The following is a 17,535-nucleotide window of genomic DNA, read 5'->3' as shown; positions in this document are numbered from 1 at the left end:
AATTGCTGATTGATCAGAAAAGATAGTGGTATGTTCAGGAGTCTCTACTTTATTATTGGTTTCAGTTTGATTAAATAGTTAAATGGCCTCTGTTTATGATTAAACATAGGCCATTTAACTATTGGAAACCATTATTTTTTTTGTTCAGGAACGAATAAAATGGCTTCGTTTCTGTTGGCAACACTCATTAGTGCTTTATAGATGTAATCGCAAACCAGCTTTTCACCTGCAATATTAATCAGTTGTCTGTCATCTTCAGGAGTATGGTACTGTGGATGTCCTCCGGTATGAAAGCCTAATACAGAAATGTTCTTTTTGTAAAAGGAAACATGATCTGATCCGCCAACATCATAGGCGTTAACAATTGGGTTGATGCCAACCTCCGGGCCTAAACTTTTCATCAACTCCATCCCTCCGTCAAAGGTAGCGGCTCCACCCATATACAAGTGTTTTTCACTATTCATTCTGCCCACCATATCCATATTGATCATGAGTTTGATTTGTGACAATGGAACCAGGGGATGTTCTGTGAAGTATTTTGAACCCAGCAGACCTTGTTCTTCGGCACCAAATGCGATGATCAGGATACTGCGTTTTAGGTTACTTTTGTTGGCTGCCAGTTTCTCTGCAATCTCCAGCAATGCGGAGGTCCCACTCGCATTGTCGTCTGCTCCATAATGAATGGCAGTGGTATCCGGTTTTTTGGAAGAGGCCCCTCCCATCCCCAGGTGGTCATAATGTGCACCAATCACAATGAATTCAGATTTTAATTGCGGGTCGGCCCCTTCAATATATCCGATCACATTTTGAGTTTTCGCATAAGGGGTATCTGCAACCCCCTTTTTAACCCTTAATTTAGCATTGAATTCCTGAACATAACTATCCTGATAAGGTTCAATACCTGATTTTTTGAATTGTTTAATGAGGTAGCTGACTACCTTTTTATTTTCTGAGGTTCCGGGAAATCGTCCCTTCATTTTTGGTGATGCCAGAAACCAGAGGTGTTCTTTAAGTTCTTTTTCGGTAATGTCAGATTGCGCAAATGCAGTTGCACTTATGGCGGAGCATAAGGCAAACAGAAAAATTTTTCTCATAAGGGATTTTAGCTTTTTAACAGACTTTCTATGGCTAAACGGTATCCATCCAGACCAAATCCGGTTAATACCCCTTTGCAGTTTTTACCGGTCAGGGATACATGTCTGTATTCTTCCCTGGCATAAATATTGGAAACATGGACTTCGATCACCGGGGTGTTGATGGCGGCGATGGCATCGGCAAGTGCAACCGAAGTATGGGTATAACCTCCGGCATTGATCACAATTCCATCGTACTCAAAACCTACTTCATGTAATTTATTGATCAGCTCTCCTTCCACATTACTCTGAAAATAATCAATTTCCAGAATGCTGTACATCGCTCTTAATTGTTCGATATATTCGTCAAAACCTAAACTTCCATAGATTCCCGGCTCACGAATGCCTAAAAGGTTTAAATTTGGGCCGTTAATAATTTGTATCTTCATTAGCTCAAACTTAAAGTTAAAAAGTTACAGTAGAAAATTTTTGTGTGATTAATAACCCTTACTTATCTTCTTTTAAAAGCTACCTGAAACTGGAGCGTTCCCTGTCTGTAAATTCTATTGAGGCCTATCTGAATGATGTCCAGAAGTTGTTTCAGTACTTTGAATCTATTGATAAATTTCCTCATATAAAGGAGATTAGCCCGGAAGATCTAAAGTTATTCATTTCCTGGATCAATGAGCTTGGAATGTTGCCCAGTACCCAGGCAAGAGTCGTATCGGGCATAAAATCATTCTTTAGTTTTCTCTTACTGGAGCAGGTGATCACTGAAGATCCTTCTGCATTACTGGAAACTCCAAGACTGGCCAGAAAGCTACCTGATGTGCTCAATATCGAAGAGATCAATGGATTGATCAATGCAATTGATGCCTCTAAGCCTGAAGGGATGAGGAATAAAGCGATTCTTGAAGCACTTTACAGTTGCGGCCTCCGGGTTACAGAGTTAATTACGCTGAGGATATCTAATGTATTTGAAGAACAAGAGTTTATAAAAGTTATTGGAAAGGGAAATAAAGAAAGAATTGTGCCCATTGGACAGTCGGCCCTGAAGTATATTAACATCTATCTGCAGGAAAGTAGGGTTCATATTTCAGTTAAAAAAGGATATGAAGATTTTATCTTTTTAAATCGTTTGGGAACAGGATTGTCCAGGATTTCGGTCTTTACCCTGATCAAGGATCTTGCTTTAAAATCAGGATTGAAAAAAAGCATCAGTCCACATACTTTCCGGCATTCATTTGCTACTCATTTGATTGAAGGCGGTGCAGATCTTCGGGCGGTCCAGGAAATGCTCGGGCATTCCAGTATTACCACTACTGAGATCTACACCCATCTGGATCGCGACTACCTAAAGGGAATATTAAAAGAGTTTCATCCCAGAAGTTAGAGCTTCGCAGAGATCATCCGGTCTTTACCCTGCATATCCTTTCTTAATTCAATGATTTTAAATGATTTGTCTTTTAACATTGAAATGGTTTCTTTAGATAAATATTCGTTGATTTCGAAAAACAAAGTACCTTCAGGTTGTAGGTTGCTCAGGGCAAAATCCGCTATGGCTTCATAAAACAGCAGCGGCCTTTCGTCCGAAACAAACAAGGCAAGATGAGGCTCATGAGCCAGTACATTCTGCTGCATTTCTGCCATTTCCGCTCCGGTAATATAGGGCGGATTGCTAACGATGATATCGAATTTCTCCTTGCTCTGAAAGGTTAAAATATCGGCATGAATAAAGCAGACATCAGCATGATTCAGTGAAGCGTTTTCTGAAGCAGTCCTGATGGCATCCTCAGAAATATCCACTGCGGTTACACTGGCATCTTTGAGGTGTTTTTTCAGGCTGATAGCGATGCAACCACTCCCTGTGCCAAAGTCAATGACCGTTTGGCCTTCCACTTTCTTTTCCAGAATCCAGTCTACCAGCTCCTCTGTTTCCGGTCTGGGAATCAATACAGATTCGTTTACTTTAAACGTGGAACCATAAAAAAAAGCTTCTCCCAAAAGATACTGAATGGGTTGATGTGTTTTTAAGCCAGTCGCAATTGCTAAAAATGAAGCTTCCTGAGCAGGCTCAGGTTCTTTATCCCAATTCAACATTAGTTTACTTCTGTTGAACTGTATCAGGTGTTCCGTGACGATAGAAAAAATGGACTTAACTTCCTCTTCCTCATAAACATCTTTTAATTCTGTCTTAAAATGCTGTAATAACTGGCTTAAATTCATGCACTGCAAAAGTAAGTAAATCGAACAATATACCTTACTTTTGCCTCAATGACCGACGAATTATATATGCAGAGATGCCTGGAGCTGGCTAGCCTGGGAATGGGAAATGTAAGCCCGAACCCACTGGTTGGTTGTGTCATCGTAAGCGAAGGGAAAATTATTGGTGAAGGGTACCATGAGAAAATCGGGGAAGCCCATGCGGAAGTAAATGCCGTAAAAGCAGTGTTCGACAGGTATGGAGATGAGGCTGCAGGATTATTGGCACAAGCTACTGCTTATGTTTCATTGGAACCCTGCGCCCATTTTGGCAAAACCCCTCCCTGTGCTGATCTTCTGATCAGGCATCAGCTCAAAAAGGTAGTGATCGGAAACCGGGACCCTTTTGAAGCAGTGGATGGTAAAGGCATAGAAAAATTGAGAAATGCCGGAATTGAGGTGATTTCGGGAGTCCTGGAAGAGGCTTGCTCAGCGCTAAACCGCCGTTTTTTTACCCGTATTCTAAAACAACGCCCTTATCTGATTTTAAAATGGGCAAGGACCGCCAACGGGTACTTTGCCCCTATAGGTGATGAACAGCGATGGATCAGCAGTCCCCTTTCTAAACGTTTGGTTCACAAATGGAGAACAGAGGAAGATGCGGTAATTGTAGGTAAAAGAACGGCCCTGGTAGACAACCCCCAGCTCAATGCCCGTGAATGGCCAGGCAGAAATCCGATCCGCATTCTGGTCGACAGAAATCTGGAAATTCCAGTAGAACATCACCTTTATGATGATGTAGCTAAAACCATTATATTTAATGAACTAAAGACTGATATAGAAGGAAATATCCATTTCATCCAAATGGAAGATATGCAGTATTATCTTCCGCAAAAGATCGCCTTTCAACTCTACCTGATGGACATTCAATCGGTCATCATTGACGGTGGTGCGAACCTGTTGGAGCAGTTTATCAATGCAGGATTATGGGATGAGGCCCGGGTATTTACTTCTTCAGTATCCTGGACAGAGGGCGTGTTGTCCCCACAAATAAACGGAGTGATTACGGAGGTTCAGCAAATTGGAAATGATCAGCTGAACATCTATCGAAATAAACAATAAGCATGATCTTTTTAATCATCAGTATTTGTTGCAGTGTTACGGTTGCGGTGTTGTTAAAACTGGCACGCAGGTATAAGATAAACATTCTTCAGGCAGTAACCTGGAACTACCTGTTCGCAATTGGCATGGCTTGTTTCTTTTTCAAGCCATCTGTAAAAGAGCTTGCCAGTGCACATTTCTCCCCTGTTTACCTGGGGCTTGGGATCCTATTGCCGGTCGTTTTCTGGCTTCTTGCGGCCTCAGTCAGGAATATTGGCATCGTAAAAACAGATATTGCACAACGCCTGTCTTTGTTCATCTCCATTCTGGCTGCTTATTTTCTTTTTGGAGATCATTTCAACACTTTAAAACTGCTGGGACTGGTGGTTGGATTTCTGGCTATCATTTTCACCTTGTACCGCAAAACGAAATCATCCGCTACAGCAGGGAGCTGGATCTATCCAATGTTGGTGTTTGTAGGTTTTGGGGCCATAGATATTCTCTTTAAACAGGTTTCCCAGCTGAAGCAGATCCCATATACCAGCTCATTGATCTTGATTTTCGGGCTTTCCTTTATCATTTCCCTTGCGGCAATACTTTACCTTTCCGTAGTAAAAAAACAAAAATTGCAACTCATCAATTTCATCTGCGGTTGTATCCTTGGCTTTTTCAACTTCGGAAACATTCTCTTTTACCTGAAGGCCCATCAGGCAATGGCTAAAAGCCCATCTACCGTATTCGCCGCAATGAATATTGGGGTGATTATTTTGGGGAGCCTGATCGGTATCCTTATTTTTAAAGAAAAAATGAACAAGCTCAATTATATCGGCCTTGGACTTGCTTTAACCGCCATCATTTTAATACGACTATCCCAGATATATGCTTTTTGACGATACCTACAGAACCATTACTGCGCCTTCCGAAGGCTTATTTAAAGATCGTGGCAGCAGATTTATAGCCTTTGCCTACCCGATCAGATCTGAAGATGAAGTCAAACCGCTCCTTAGCCATCTTCGTTCAGAGCATGGTAAAGCAAGGCATTTCTGCTGGGCATTAAGACTGAACCCGGATCGTGCCGTTTTTAGGATTCAGGACGATGGAGAGCCTTCCGGTACTGCTGGAAGACCTATTCTGAACGCCTTACTTTCTGCCGATGTAACCAATATACTGGTTGTTGTAGTCCGCTATTTTGGAGGTACCTTATTGGGTGTTCCCGGTTTAATCAATGCCTATAAAACTGCTGCTGTAGAGGCCATTCAGGCTGCTGAAATCGTAGAGAAAACTGTAAATGACATTTATGAAATCGCTTTTGATTACCTGATGATGAACGATGTGATGCGCCTTTTCAAAGAAGAACAGTTAAATATCCTGTCGCAGGACTTTGACAATTCCTGCAGGATTAAGTTTGAAGTCAGGAAAGCAAACCTCAATATCGTCTTAGGTAAACTCGAAAAGATCGAAGGGATTAAAATCACTTATCTTTTTACTTCCTGATAAAAGCGATCGTCATCTGCTTATCATGAGTTTTTATTTATTACACTTTGTATAGGTAAACTCATAGTGGTTTCATAGGTTTGTGTGATCAATCTCCAAACTATGGGAAATAAATTATCTGAAGCAGATTTAATCATCAATCAGGACGGTACAATTTACCACCTGAACTTATTACCTGAAGACCTGGCACACACGGTGATTACCGTTGGTGATCCGGACCGGGTATCTGAAATATCTAAACATTTTGACCGCATTGAGCTCAAAAAAGGAAAGCGTGAATTTTTAACACATACCGGCTATATCGGTCAGAAAAGAATTACCGTGATCTCCACAGGCATTGGAACAGACAATATCGACATTGTTTTTAATGAGCTGGATGCCCTGGTAAATATTGATTTTGAAACCAGAGAGGTAAAAAAAGACCTGGTTTCTTTAGACATTATCCGTGTAGGTACTTCTGGTGCCATACAGTCAGACCTGCCTATGGGAACGATTCTGGCCTCTTCTTTTGGCCTCGGACTGGATGCGCTGATGAAGTATTACATCCATGAGTTGTCTGTTGATGAACGTCCGATTCTGGAAGCATTTAATTCGCATTCTTCGCATATCAAGGGCATTCATCCTTACCTGACTGCTGCTGACCCTGTTTTACTGGAACGTATCGGAGGGGAAATGGTGCAAGGGATTACGGTAACTGCACCTGGATTTTATGCTCCTCAGGGCAGACAGGTACGTGCAAAGAACGCTATTCCGAATTTCATTGAGTTGCTCAACAGCTTCCAGCATGGTAAATACAGGATCACCAATCTGGAGATGGAAACGGCTGGTATTTATGCGCTTGCAAAAGCACTGGGTCATAAAGCCCTTTCTGTGAATGCCATTCTGGCGAGCAGGGTAAATTTTGAATTTAGTAAAAGCCCGGATAAGGTGGTCGACAAAGCCATCCGGACCGTACTGGAAAAATTGAGTTAAACCTTCAACAGGTAACGTTTTGTGTTTGAGTTACTTTCATAATTTTCAAACAAAACCGTGCTGACCGTGTTGATTTGATAATATAGAACGAAGAATTATGTTTGGAATATTAAAGAATAAATTAGGGATTATAGCGGCAAAATCATTGTTAAGTGCATACGATACGGAAGAATTAGACGCAGGCAAAAGAATAGTTTCTATAATAGCGGGTGCTTATATCTTTCAAAGAGGAATAAGAGCCATTTCAAAACACCCTTTTATTGGCATACAAGAGACTTTATTAGGGGGAATATTATTGTATAATGGTGCAGTGGGCATCAATAAGAAAATCATTAGAAAACCTACAGAGCTTTCTGACATCAGAAGGAATCAGATTCAGGGAAATGATCCGGACAGTCCTGTTCCGGCATTTGTTTAACGAAGGACGATAAGGCCGGAGGACTCCGGCCGTATACTACCTAAATTTTATACGACATCACGCTTTGTCTATGAGCGATTTTTGTATCGTTGATGATGAATATCTGCATTTTTTTAGTAAAAACAAAGAAAGCTGCTAAAATTTTTAATCGATTTTAGCAGCTTTCTTTGTTTTATTCCTGATAGTTTTAAACCTCTTAACCTCAATACTTTATTGATGTTAAGTTTCCTGATTTACTTTTTCAGGTCCTGAGCAGGGAATTTATTTTGAGGATTTTACGGGCCTGGAAGACATGTAGAAAGTTAGTTTTCCACCTTTTGTAATATCGTCATGCTTAATGCTGTTTCCGGTTAAAATTTTTCCATTTAAAAGCACTTTTTGTACATATACATTTTTATCACTTTGGTTGATTGCCTCCACTGCAAAGGTTTTTCCACCTTCCAGCGCAAGGCTGGCAGATTTAACAGATGGACTGCCCAGAGCATATTCATCAGAGCCCGGCGATACCGGATAGAATCCTAAAGAAGAAAACATATACCAGGCACTCATCTGTCCACAGTCATCATTACCTCCCAGTCCGTCCGGGGTCGGTTTGTATTGCATTTTTAAGATCATCCTCACTCTTTCCTGTGTTTTCCATGGTTGTCCTGCCCAATTGTAAAGGTAGGCCACATGATGTGCAGGTTCATTGCCATGCACATACCCACCAATGATCCCTTCACGGGTAATGTCTTCGGTATCTGCAAAAAACTCATCAGGAAGGTGCATGGTAAATAAGCTGTCTATACGGGCTGCAAATTTCTGCTTCCCTCCCATTGCCGCCATTAAGGATTCAGGATCCTGCGGCACAAAAAAGCTATAGTTCCAGGTGTTTCCTTCGATAAAGCCTTGTCCATGGGTACTCAATACATCAAATTCCTTTTTAAAACTGCCATCAGCAAGGCGTGGTCGCATAAACCCAATGCTTTTGTCGTACACATTTTTCCAGTTTCCGGAGCGTTTTATAAATTCATTATAAACTTCCTGTTTACCCAGCCTTTTAGCGATCTGGGCAATGCACCAATCATCATAGGCATATTCTAAAGTATTCGAAACTGAGGTTCCACTGCTTTCTGCCGGGATATATCCCATATCTATATATTTTCCTATCCCCTCGTAATTGCGGTGATTGGCGGTCGTAATACAGGCCTCCAGTGCTTTAGCAGCATCGCCATCGTATACCCCTTTGATAATTGCATCTGCAATTACAGAAACACTATGGTATCCACTCATGCACCAGTTGTCGTTCGCATAATGCGACCAGATGGGCAGCATTTTCAAGGCGCTCTGGTCATAATGGGCCATCATGGATTTAACCATATCATTATTTCTGGAAGGCTGAATGAGGTTGAAAAAAGGGTGCAGGGCACGGTAAGTATCCCATAAAGAGAAAGTGGTATAATTGGTGAAACCATCCGCTTTATGTGCGTTTTGATCCAGTCCTTTATATTGCCCGTTCACATCACCATAAGTGGTAGGGTTGATAAAAGCATGATACATGGCGGTATAAAAATTCACCTTGTCATCTTCAGAAGCGGCGATGTTAATCTTATTCAGTTCTTTGTTCCATTCTGTCTGAGCCTGGTTTTTTACCTCATCAAAATTCCATCCCGGGATTTCTGTACGCATATTTTCCAGGGCATTGTCCTGACTTACCGGAGATAAGGCGAATTTCACCTGTACCTGCTCCTGCTCTTTTGTATCAAAATCGAAGTGCATCCTGATGCGCTTTCCGGCTATCTCAGGGAAGTTATTGTTCTGATCGAATTTTCTCCAGAAACCGCCATAGACCTGTTTCTTATCAAAATTCTTCTGTCCATAGCTTTTAAAAGGTTTAGAGAAAGACATCGCAAAATACACAGTCCTTGTCCTTGCCCAGCCATTCGTTTGGCGATAACCGGTCACCAGGCTATCATTTATGACGCGGACATAAGTCCAGACCGTTTTGTCATCGTAATTGTAAATGCCCGACATCAGGTCCAGGATCAGGTGTGAATCCGCTGATTTTGGAAAGGTATAACGGTGCATACCTACCCTTTTACTCGCCGTTAATTCTGCCTGTATCTGATGGTCGTCGAGCTTCACTTTGTAATATCCAGCTTCTGCAGTTTCGTTTTTATGAGAAAATGCGGAGCGAAAACCACTTTTTGGCGCATCTGCCGTTCCAGGATTTATTTTTAAAGCTCCCTGTGTAGGCATGATCAGAAAATCACCCAGATCAGAATGTCCGGTGCCGCTAAAATGGGTATGACTAAATCCTACGATCGTCTTGTCTTCATATTTATAACCTGCACAATACTTGTATACCTCTCCGTTGTATTTTCCATTGAGCTCATAAGAAAGGGTATCTGTATCCGGACTCAGCTGAACTGAGCCAAAAGGAAGTGTTGCGCCTGGATAGGTATGGCCCATCTTCTGGGTCCCAATAATCGGTTTCACATATTTTACCAGGTTCTGTTGTGCCTGTGTAGAAAGTGCGGGAAACAATAAACAAAACAATAAGGCTTTCTTCATTTTCTGATTTGAAATATTTTATGTAGAACCTAAGGTATAAATAATTGTGAAAAAAACTACTTAATTGTGTTGCTATAACGTTTAATCATAATTTTGACGATTTCTCCTTTTTACAAGTTACTGACGGCTTAAATGAGAATGTATCAGTAAAAACCTTTATTTTTGCGTCAGAATAAAATATAATGAGTAAACTCGGTAGAATATTGGTAGCCATGAGTGGCGGGGTAGATAGTTCAGTAGCAGCAGTAATGTTACATGAACAAGGATATGAAGTTATCGGATTGACCATGAAGACATGGGACTATGCGACCTCAGGTACCAGCGGTAAGGAAACCGGATGTTGCAGTCTTGACAGCATCAATGATGCGCGTACTTTGGCGGTAAATTACGGATTTCCACACTATATATTAGACATCAGGGATGAGTTCGGTGATTTTGTAATTGATAATTTCGTTGATGAATATCTTGCAGGCCGTACGCCAAACCCTTGTGTGTTGTGTAACACCCATATCAAATGGGAAGCTTTATTGAAACGCGCCAACAAACTGGATTGCGAATTTATCGCGACAGGTCATTATGCCAATGTGAGGCAACACGACAATGGCCGTCATGTGATCTCTAAAGGTAAGGACGAAAATAAAGATCAGTCTTATGTGCTCTGGGGTGTTTCTCAGGAAAACCTTGCCCGTACAAAATTCCCATTGGGATCTTTTGCAAAATCTGAGATCCGTCAGATGGCATTGGACATGGGACAGGAAGAACTGGCAAAGAAAAGCGAAAGCTATGAGATCTGCTTTGTTCCGGACAACGATTACCGTGCTTTCTTAAAACACAAAGTAGGTGACCTTGAAGACCGCGTTGGAGGTGGTAATTTCATCACCAGTAATGGAATGGTGGTTGGACAACACAAAGGATACCCTTTCTATACCATCGGACAAAGAAAAGGTCTGGGGGTTGCTTTTGGCGAACCTATGTTTGTAACCCAGATCCTTCCGGAAAGTAATACAGTGGTGTTGGGAAGAGCGGATGAGCTGGAGCGCAGAGAAGCGATGGTAAGAAATGTAAACCTGATTAAGTATGATAACATTTTAGAGCCCATGGATAATGTGGTGACTAAAATCAGGTATAAAGATGCAGGAACCCTCAGTACTATTGTTCAGGAGAAAGATAAAATGCGTGTGGTATTTGATCACTCTGTATCTGCAATAGCACCGGGTCAGTCCGCAGTATTCTACGAAGGAAACGACCTTCTTGGAGGTGGTTTCCTTTGCTAATTTGTTAGTTAAGTCAATCTTAGCTATCTAGTTGATCTGAAATGGTATAAGGTGCAGCAGTTTTGATTCTCTTGCCCTTATATCTTTCAAAATAATAATCCAGCCGGCCGAGGTTAATCCCCGCAAAACCAACCTGATTAATGGTGGTTATCTTTCCATCCAGGTTCTGAATATCTTCCGGTTGATCCATAAAAGTATGGGTATGTCCTCCGATGATCAGGTCTATATTTCTCGTGTTTCTGGCCAGTACCTGATCCGAATCCCTGTTGCTGTCGTAGCGGTATCCCAAATGAGATAAACAGATCACCAGGTCACATTTAAGATCATTTTTCAGCAGATTTGCCGTTTTATTAGCAGTCTCTATCGGATCAAGAAACTGTGTTTCTCCATAATTCCGGTCTCCAACAAGGCCCTTGAGTTTGATTCCTATCCCAAACACACCGATTTTAATCCCTTGTTTTTTAAAGACCTGATAAGGCAGGGTAGACTTATTTAATATGGTATTTGAGAAATCATAATTGCTGCACAATATCGGGAAATTGGCATGTGGCAATTGTTTATAGAAGCCTTCAAGCCCATTGTCGAAATCATGATTTCCCATCGTTGCGGCATCGTATTTCATCTCAGACATGAGTTTAATCTCCAGCTCGCCACCATATTTATTAAAATAAGGGGTTCCCTGAAAGATGTCTCCTGCATCAAACAACAATACGTTTTTTTCTTTCTCTCTGATGGCATTGATCAATGCCGAACGCCTTGCCGTTCCTCCCAGTCCCTGGTGTTTGGAACCGTCCATAGGGAAAGGTTCTATCCGGCTATGTACATCATTGGTATGTAATATGGTCAGTTTTACCAGGTCCCCTGCTGCGATTGCATCAAAGGCATTTAAATTCAGTGCAACCGCTGCGGCTGCCATCCCTCCTGTTTTAAGGAAGTTTCTGCGGTTAATCTTTAGTAATTCTTCCATCTAATTTTGGATTGATTGTTTTTCCGGCGGCCTGGTTTTCTTTGATATAGGTGATCAGTGCATCGCGCATTCTAATGCCCAGAATCTTTCTCTCTATTGGTTTTTTGAAACTTTGAACATTGTCTCCTCCTTCGGCTACATAATCTGAAGTGAGGATTTTATAATTTCTTGTGGGATCATAAGGTTTTCCATTGATCATGACCTCGGTGGGCCGGTCATTCACTATTTTCATTCTTAATCCTGCAACAGGTTGTCCTCCTGTTCTGGCAATAAAATTGAGCAGGTTTTGCACATCTGAGGGCCCCAGTGTGAAGACCATCATTTCATTCTCAAAAGGCATCACTTCAAAGATGTTGGACATTTTAACCTCCCCTTTTGGAATGTCGACGCGCAAGCCGCCGTTGGTCGAAGGCATTGCAAAATCTACTCCCGGGTCATATTTAAGGACTTCATGGAATAAGGCATCAGAAAAGAAATTCCTCAATAGATTTTCAGGGACTTTATCATTCTTTGTCATCAGTACCTCGGAGTGTCCAATCACGGTGTTCATTTCCTGCTCCATCTTTATTTTATAAGGAAGGTAGGTTTTGATCAATGTGCTGTCTACGGCCCGCTCACCATTCATTTTGTATTCTGTACGGTTACTTTTTACCAGTTTGTAATTGGAACCACAGGAAATCAAAAAGAACGGAATGGCGGTTAATGCGAGGTATTTTCTTAATGGTTGGATATACAGCATAATCATTTCAAAGCCCAAAGTTAAGTTAATCTATGCGTTTTGGGGTTAAAAAAAAGAGAAATCCCGGTTAAGGATTTCTCTTTTGGTGTCTTAAAAGAAAGAATTAACTACAGATTTTTAGTCAGCTCCTCGCTCATCGGGGTTACTTTAGACCTGAAACGGTGTACAAGTTGTCCTTTTTCGTTGATCAGGAATTTCTCGAAGTTCCAATTGATGTCTCCTTTGAAATCAGGATTCTCTTCGGTAGTCAGGTATTTGAATAAAGGATTGATATCTGCTCCTTTTACGCTTACTTTTTCACTCAACAGAAAGGTTACACCGAAATTCTTTTTACAGAAATCCTGAATCTCTGTGTTGGTCGCCAATTCCTGTCCGCCGAAGTTGCCAGCCGGAAAACCAATTAATACTACATTTTTACCATATTGCTTGTGTAGTTTTTCCAGATCCTCATATTGTGGGGTATAGCCACATTTGGATGCCGTGTTCACAATCAGGATTTTCTTGCCTTTGAATTTAGAAAGTTTTACCTCTTTACCATCAATGGTTTTGAAGCTGAAATCATAAATGCCCTTAGCCGGTGGAGTAAACATCAGGCTCAGTAATATTAATAATGTATTCATTGCGTTGTTTTTTTATAATGTATAAACGAAGTTAAGCACAAAAAGATTTAATATATATAATTAAATAGTAAAGTTCTGAGCTGGCTTATACTGCTATTTGTCGTTTTCACCTATTCTGTATATTTTTTTTGTGATTTTTGATTTGTAGTCGAATGTACTTTCATCTTCTTTTTCTATTTGAAAATATTTTTTGGTCCTGGCTACAAACTCATCGTCCGCATTGTAAATTGAATAGGTGTCCTTCTTACATTTTAAATCAATCTCTACTACTTTATTTTCTTTCTCTGCAAAGATTACTTTATTGATTTCGCTCTTATTGATAAAATAACGGGAGTTTGTTTTTATTTCTATGCCAGTTTCTGAAAAGTGAATATGCTCTATTTTTCCCAGGTAATGAGTTAGGAGACTAACTATTACTCCTGAAAGAAGTAAAAAGGGCATTATTGTAAAAAAAGTAAATCCTTTTGAATACACATTTAATCTTTTTCCAAGCAGCTCGTATAATAGATCCAGGATCATTTCTCGATTTAAAATGATCAGCATTACATAAAATACAAATGTGATCATACATATGAGTAAATAGATGCCAACCGTTCGCCATTTTACTAATCTCATTTTTGTACCGTTTATTTCCATAAGTAAAGTCTGTTTATCCTGGTTTTAAGAGCAAACAAGTTTCAACGTGGTAAGTTAGAATAATTTTCATTGTCACCATTTACAATTCATAGGGTTCATTCGATCCATATTCCATTCCTGCGTCCTTTTCCTTTGCTCGGATCTTCGTTGTACCTACTCATTTTTCTCTCTTGAGAAAGTTTCTTATGTGAACTCAGCGGAGAAACGGACAGGCTATTCCTACCCGATGTATACAATGCAGTAGTTGTAAACCATCCCTGTCAAAAGATCTGATAAAAGAGAATGAAACTCATTTTTGGTTAAATCGGCTCTGATTCACCACTTTATCAGGGGTAAAATGACACATTTACAAATATATTTACTATAAAAATCGTATCGAATTTTGAAATTAGCCTTATTTATAGCTTTATTTGCAGAAAAACGTTCTGAATGGCGAAGAATTTATTAATAGTTGAGTCACCTGCAAAAGCTAAAACCATCGAAGGGTATTTAGGAAAAGATTTCCTTGTTAAATCAAGTTACGGGCATATCCGGGATTTGGTGAAGGGGGATATGGGCATTGATGTAGCCAATAATTTCGCCCAGACCTATGAGGTTCCAGCTGATAAGAAGCAGATCGTCGCAGAGCTTAAGAAATTAGCAAAGGAAGCCGAAATGGTATGGCTGGCCTCCGATGAGGACCGTGAGGGAGAAGCGATTTCATGGCATTTATATGAAACATTAGGATTAAAAGAAAATAAAACAAAAAGGATTGTCTTTCATGAGATCACTAAGCCTGCAATATTAAAGGCGATAGAAACTCCACGTACGATTGACTATAACCTCGTGAATGCTCAGCAGGCCAGACGTGTGCTGGACAGACTGGTAGGTTTTGAGCTCTCCCCTGTTTTATGGAAAAAAATAAAACCTTCCCTATCTGCCGGACGGGTACAGTCTGTGGCTGTTCGTCTGATTGTAGACAGAGAAAGAGAAGTCAATAAATTTAATGCTACAGCAGCATTTAAGGTTTCCGCGCAATTCAGCACCGGAAAAGGTAAAGAGGTGGTGAAAGCCGAATTGCCTCAGCGCTTTGATCTGGAGGCAGATGCCGAGAAATTCTTAAACGATTGTATTAAGGCTGGTTTCAGCGTAGATAGTCTGGAAACCAGACCTGCAAAAAGGAACCCTGCCCCTCCATTTACTACTTCAACCTTACAACAGGAAGCTTCCCGTAAACTGGGATATTCGGTATCAAGAACGATGCAGGTTGCACAACGCCTGTATGAAAGTGGAAGGATCACCTATATGCGTACCGATTCGGTAAACCTTTCTGAAACAGCATTACAGGCTGCATCAGCAGAGATTAAATCCGCATGGGGAGATAAATACCATCAGATCAGAACGTATAAAACGAAAACAGCAGGTGCACAGGAAGCTCACGAAGCCATCCGCCCTACTTATTTCAACCACCATACCGTACCCGGCGACAGCTCAGAACAACGTTTATATGAACTGATCTGGAAACGTGCGATTGCTTCTCAAATGAGCGAAGCTTTATTTGAAAAAACAACAGCACAGATCGCCATCAGCACCCGTAAAGAAAACCTGATTGCCGAAGGTGAAGTTCTTAAATTTGATGGTTTCTTAAAGGTATACCTGGAATCAAGCGATGAAGAAGACCTGGAAGATTCGGAAGGCAATAACATGCTTCCACCGTTGACCAAAGGTCAGGAACTGAGCCTGAGGGAAATGAACGCAACAGAACGTTTCTCCCGTCCGCCTGCAAGGTATACAGAGGCGAGCATGATTAAGAAACTGGAAGAGCTTGGCATCGGCCGACCTTCTACTTATGCGCCAACAATTTCTACGATTCAAAACCGTGGTTATGTGGTTAAAGAAGACCGTGATGGCCGTCAGCGTTCCTTCAGTTCAATTGTACTGAGCAACGGAGTGGTGAACAAACAAATAAAAACAGAAATTACAGGGGCAGAGAAATCTAAACTTTTCCCTACAGATATAGGTGAAGTGGTCAATGACTTTCTGGTAGAACATTTCAAAGGAATTGTTGATTTTAACTTTACTGCAAATGTAGAGAAGGAATTTGATGAGATTGCTCAGGGACTTCAGGAATGGACTAAAATGCTCCACTCCTTCTATACCCCTTTCCATTTAGAAGTAGAAACAACCCTTGAAAATGCAGACCGTGCAAACGGAGAGCGTTTATTGGGAATCGATCCTGCCTCCGGAAAAAATGTATATGCTAAAGTGGGTAAATTCGGGCCATTGGTGCAGATTGGCCAGAATGACGACGAGGAAAAACCGCGTTATGCGAGCTTATCAAAATCACAGTCTGTAGGAACCGTAACGCTTGAGGATGCCCTTGAGCAGTTCAAACTTCCTTTCCAGCTGGAAGATTATGAAGGTAAAGAAGTTTCTGTTGGTGTAGGCCGTTTTGGTCCATATGTGAAATGGGGAGATGCTTATATTTCTATTCCTAAAAATGAAGATCCGCTATCGGTCGACAGAGACCGTGCCATCGAAATTATCGGAGAGAAAATTACCGCCGATGCGCCAGTAGCACATTATGAGAGTTTGCCGGTTACCAAAGGTAAAGGCCGTTTTGGTCCTTTCATCAAATGGAACGACCTGTTTATCAATGTACCTAAAGCTTATAATTTCGACTTCCTGACTCAAAAAGACATCGAAGAACTCATTGGTAAAAAGGTAGAAAAAGAAGCGAACCGCTTTATCCAGCAATGGACAGCGGAGAAAATTGCGATCGAAAACGGCAGATGGGGGCCTTTCATCCGTTTTGGTAAAGACATGCTGAAACTGGGTAAAAACCCGGCTACAGGAGAGAAATATACGCCTGAGGACCTTGCCGCGGTATCCCTTGAAGAAGTAAAGAAACTAATTGTTGAACAGGTACCAAATGCTTTTGAACCTAAAGCAGCCAAGAAAAAGGCAGCAGCAAAAAGCCCGGCAAAAAAGAAAGTGGTCGCAAAGAAAAAGTAGGCTTGCCTGCATGATGCAGATATGAAGAAAGATCTCCCTGAAAATATAGTAGAAGACATTGCAGTTGCTGTAGTGTTAAAGAGCGAAAGTCCGGAAATTAAAAACTGGACTGTTTACCTGGTTAACCTTAAGGATAAACCCTTAAAAAACGTATTGATCAGCTCTAAAGGCTATGGCGAAAAAGATGGCAGAATGGTGCAAACCTCTGTACTGAGACATTCGCTGGGAGACCTTCAACCCCGCTCCTTTACGGGTGTTGAAGCAATAGATCCTGAAGTTTTTGGCTTAACCAATGAATATTGGTTAAGCTATTACCTGGACGAGGTCATCTATGATAAAAAATTTATTTTCCTTCCTGAAAGTATCGTTGATGATAATCTGATCCGGATCCCTTTGGTAAATATGCCCGGGGTCATGATAAAATAATTTCGGTTTAGTTTCTTTGATTCCAATCCTTTTTGTTAATTTTCGTACACATCTACAATTTTACTT

At 41.0% G+C, this 17,535-nt stretch carries 17 protein-coding genes; 9 read left to right on the top strand and 8 right to left on the bottom strand.

The genetic code is table 11. The features are described 5' to 3' along the window. Nucleotides 1–131: 131 nt before the first annotated feature. On the bottom strand, nt 132–1,094 hold the full coding sequence (locus tag BUC20_RS03505) for a M20/M25/M40 family metallo-hydrolase (protein ID WP_073227466.1): 963 nt from the start codon (nt 1,092–1,094) through the stop codon (nt 132–134). Nucleotides 1,095–1,102: 8 nt separating this feature from the next. Next, nucleotides 1,103–1,522: a type II 3-dehydroquinate dehydratase gene (gene aroQ, locus BUC20_RS03500; RefSeq protein ID WP_073227463.1), complete on the bottom strand. Its 420-nt coding sequence runs from the start codon at nt 1,520–1,522 to the stop codon at nt 1,103–1,105. A gap of 44 nt (nt 1,523–1,566) precedes the next feature. Between aroQ and xerD the strand changes: the two genes are divergently transcribed. Beyond that, nucleotides 1,567–2,466 (top strand): site-specific tyrosine recombinase XerD, encoded by a 900-nt coding sequence (xerD, locus tag BUC20_RS03495; RefSeq protein ID WP_073227461.1) that lies wholly within the window; start codon nt 1,567–1,569, stop codon nt 2,464–2,466. On the opposite strand, the gene prmC is transcribed toward xerD, so the two are convergent. After that, nucleotides 2,463–3,299 carry a peptide chain release factor N(5)-glutamine methyltransferase gene (prmC, locus tag BUC20_RS03490; RefSeq protein ID WP_073227459.1) on the bottom strand — a complete coding sequence of 279 codons (837 nt, stop codon included), beginning with the start codon at nt 3,297–3,299 and terminating at the stop codon, nt 2,463–2,465. The two genes, xerD and prmC, sit on opposite strands and share 4 nt — an antisense overlap. A 48-nt stretch (nt 3,300–3,347) precedes the next feature. Between prmC and ribD the strand changes: the two genes are divergently transcribed. The 5 genes from ribD (at nt 3,348) to BUC20_RS03465 (ending at nt 7,260) form a co-directional block, all read left to right on the top strand. Then, entirely contained in the window at nt 3,348–4,397 is a 1,050-nt protein-coding gene (ribD, locus tag BUC20_RS03485; RefSeq protein WP_073227457.1) for a bifunctional diaminohydroxyphosphoribosylaminopyrimidine deaminase/5-amino-6-(5-phosphoribosylamino)uracil reductase RibD, read from the top strand. Between the two features lie 2 nt (nt 4,398–4,399). Next, complete coding sequence (locus BUC20_RS03480) at nt 4,400–5,266, top strand: DMT family transporter (RefSeq protein ID WP_073227456.1); 867 nt, start codon at nt 4,400–4,402, stop codon at nt 5,264–5,266. Further along, the gene (locus tag BUC20_RS03475) at nt 5,256–5,870 is read left to right on the top strand and encodes an IMPACT family protein (protein ID WP_073227454.1); all 615 of its coding nucleotides are present in this window, start codon (nt 5,256–5,258) and stop codon (nt 5,868–5,870) included. Before BUC20_RS03480 ends, BUC20_RS03475 begins: the two co-directional genes overlap by 11 nt. A gap of 102 nt (nt 5,871–5,972) precedes the next feature. Next, nucleotides 5,973–6,842, top strand: a complete 870-nt coding sequence (locus tag BUC20_RS03470) for a nucleoside phosphorylase (RefSeq protein ID WP_073227451.1) — start codon at nt 5,973–5,975, stop codon at nt 6,840–6,842. Nucleotides 6,843–6,939: 97 nt separating this feature from the next. Further along, nucleotides 6,940–7,260, top strand: a complete 321-nt coding sequence (locus tag BUC20_RS03465; protein WP_073227450.1) for a hypothetical protein — start codon at nt 6,940–6,942, stop codon at nt 7,258–7,260. 261 nt (nt 7,261–7,521) lie between these two features. Here the strand turns inward: BUC20_RS03465 and BUC20_RS03460 are convergent, their stop codons facing one another. Further along, complete coding sequence (locus BUC20_RS03460) at nt 7,522–9,813, bottom strand: GH92 family glycosyl hydrolase (RefSeq protein WP_073227447.1); 2,292 nt, start codon at nt 9,811–9,813, stop codon at nt 7,522–7,524. A gap of 182 nt (nt 9,814–9,995) precedes the next feature. On the opposite strand from BUC20_RS03460, the gene mnmA reads away from it, so the two are divergent. Next, nucleotides 9,996–11,087 (top strand): tRNA 2-thiouridine(34) synthase MnmA, encoded by a 1,092-nt coding sequence (mnmA, locus tag BUC20_RS03455; RefSeq protein WP_073227445.1) that lies wholly within the window; start codon nt 9,996–9,998, stop codon nt 11,085–11,087. A gap of 19 nt (nt 11,088–11,106) precedes the next feature. Here the strand turns inward: mnmA and BUC20_RS03450 are convergent, their stop codons facing one another. The 4 genes from BUC20_RS03450 to BUC20_RS03435 form a co-directional block, all read right to left on the bottom strand. Continuing rightward, on the bottom strand, nt 11,107–12,054 hold the full coding sequence (locus tag BUC20_RS03450; protein ID WP_073227442.1) for a bifunctional metallophosphatase/5'-nucleotidase: 948 nt from the start codon (nt 12,052–12,054) through the stop codon (nt 11,107–11,109). After that, complete coding sequence (locus BUC20_RS03445; protein ID WP_234994433.1) at nt 12,032–12,799, bottom strand: 5'-nucleotidase C-terminal domain-containing protein; 768 nt, start codon at nt 12,797–12,799, stop codon at nt 12,032–12,034. Before BUC20_RS03445 ends, BUC20_RS03450 begins: the two co-directional genes overlap by 23 nt. Nucleotides 12,800–12,900: 101 nt before the next feature. After that, a complete protein-coding gene (locus BUC20_RS03440; RefSeq protein ID WP_073227440.1) occupies nt 12,901–13,413 on the bottom strand; it encodes a glutathione peroxidase in 513 nt (170 codons plus the stop codon). A gap of 93 nt (nt 13,414–13,506) precedes the next feature. After that, entirely contained in the window at nt 13,507–13,980 is a 474-nt protein-coding gene (locus BUC20_RS03435) for a hypothetical protein (RefSeq protein WP_073227437.1), read from the bottom strand. 498 nt (nt 13,981–14,478) lie between these two features. Between BUC20_RS03435 and topA the strand changes: the two genes are divergently transcribed. Continuing rightward, nucleotides 14,479–17,043 carry a type I DNA topoisomerase gene (gene topA / locus BUC20_RS03430; RefSeq protein ID WP_073227436.1) on the top strand — a complete coding sequence of 855 codons (2,565 nt, stop codon included), beginning with the start codon at nt 14,479–14,481 and terminating at the stop codon, nt 17,041–17,043. 21 nt (nt 17,044–17,064) lie between these two features. Next, nucleotides 17,065–17,469 (top strand): hypothetical protein, encoded by a 405-nt coding sequence (locus BUC20_RS03425; protein WP_073227434.1) that lies wholly within the window; start codon nt 17,065–17,067, stop codon nt 17,467–17,469. Nucleotides 17,470–17,535: the final 66 nt, after the last annotated feature.

The organism is Pedobacter caeni (genome assembly GCF_900129215.1).
GTDB lineage: Bacteria > Bacteroidota > Bacteroidia > Sphingobacteriales > Sphingobacteriaceae > Pedobacter > Pedobacter caeni.
The sequence above is the reverse complement of the archived record's forward strand: the minus strand, read 5'-3'. Positions and strand labels throughout refer to the sequence as shown.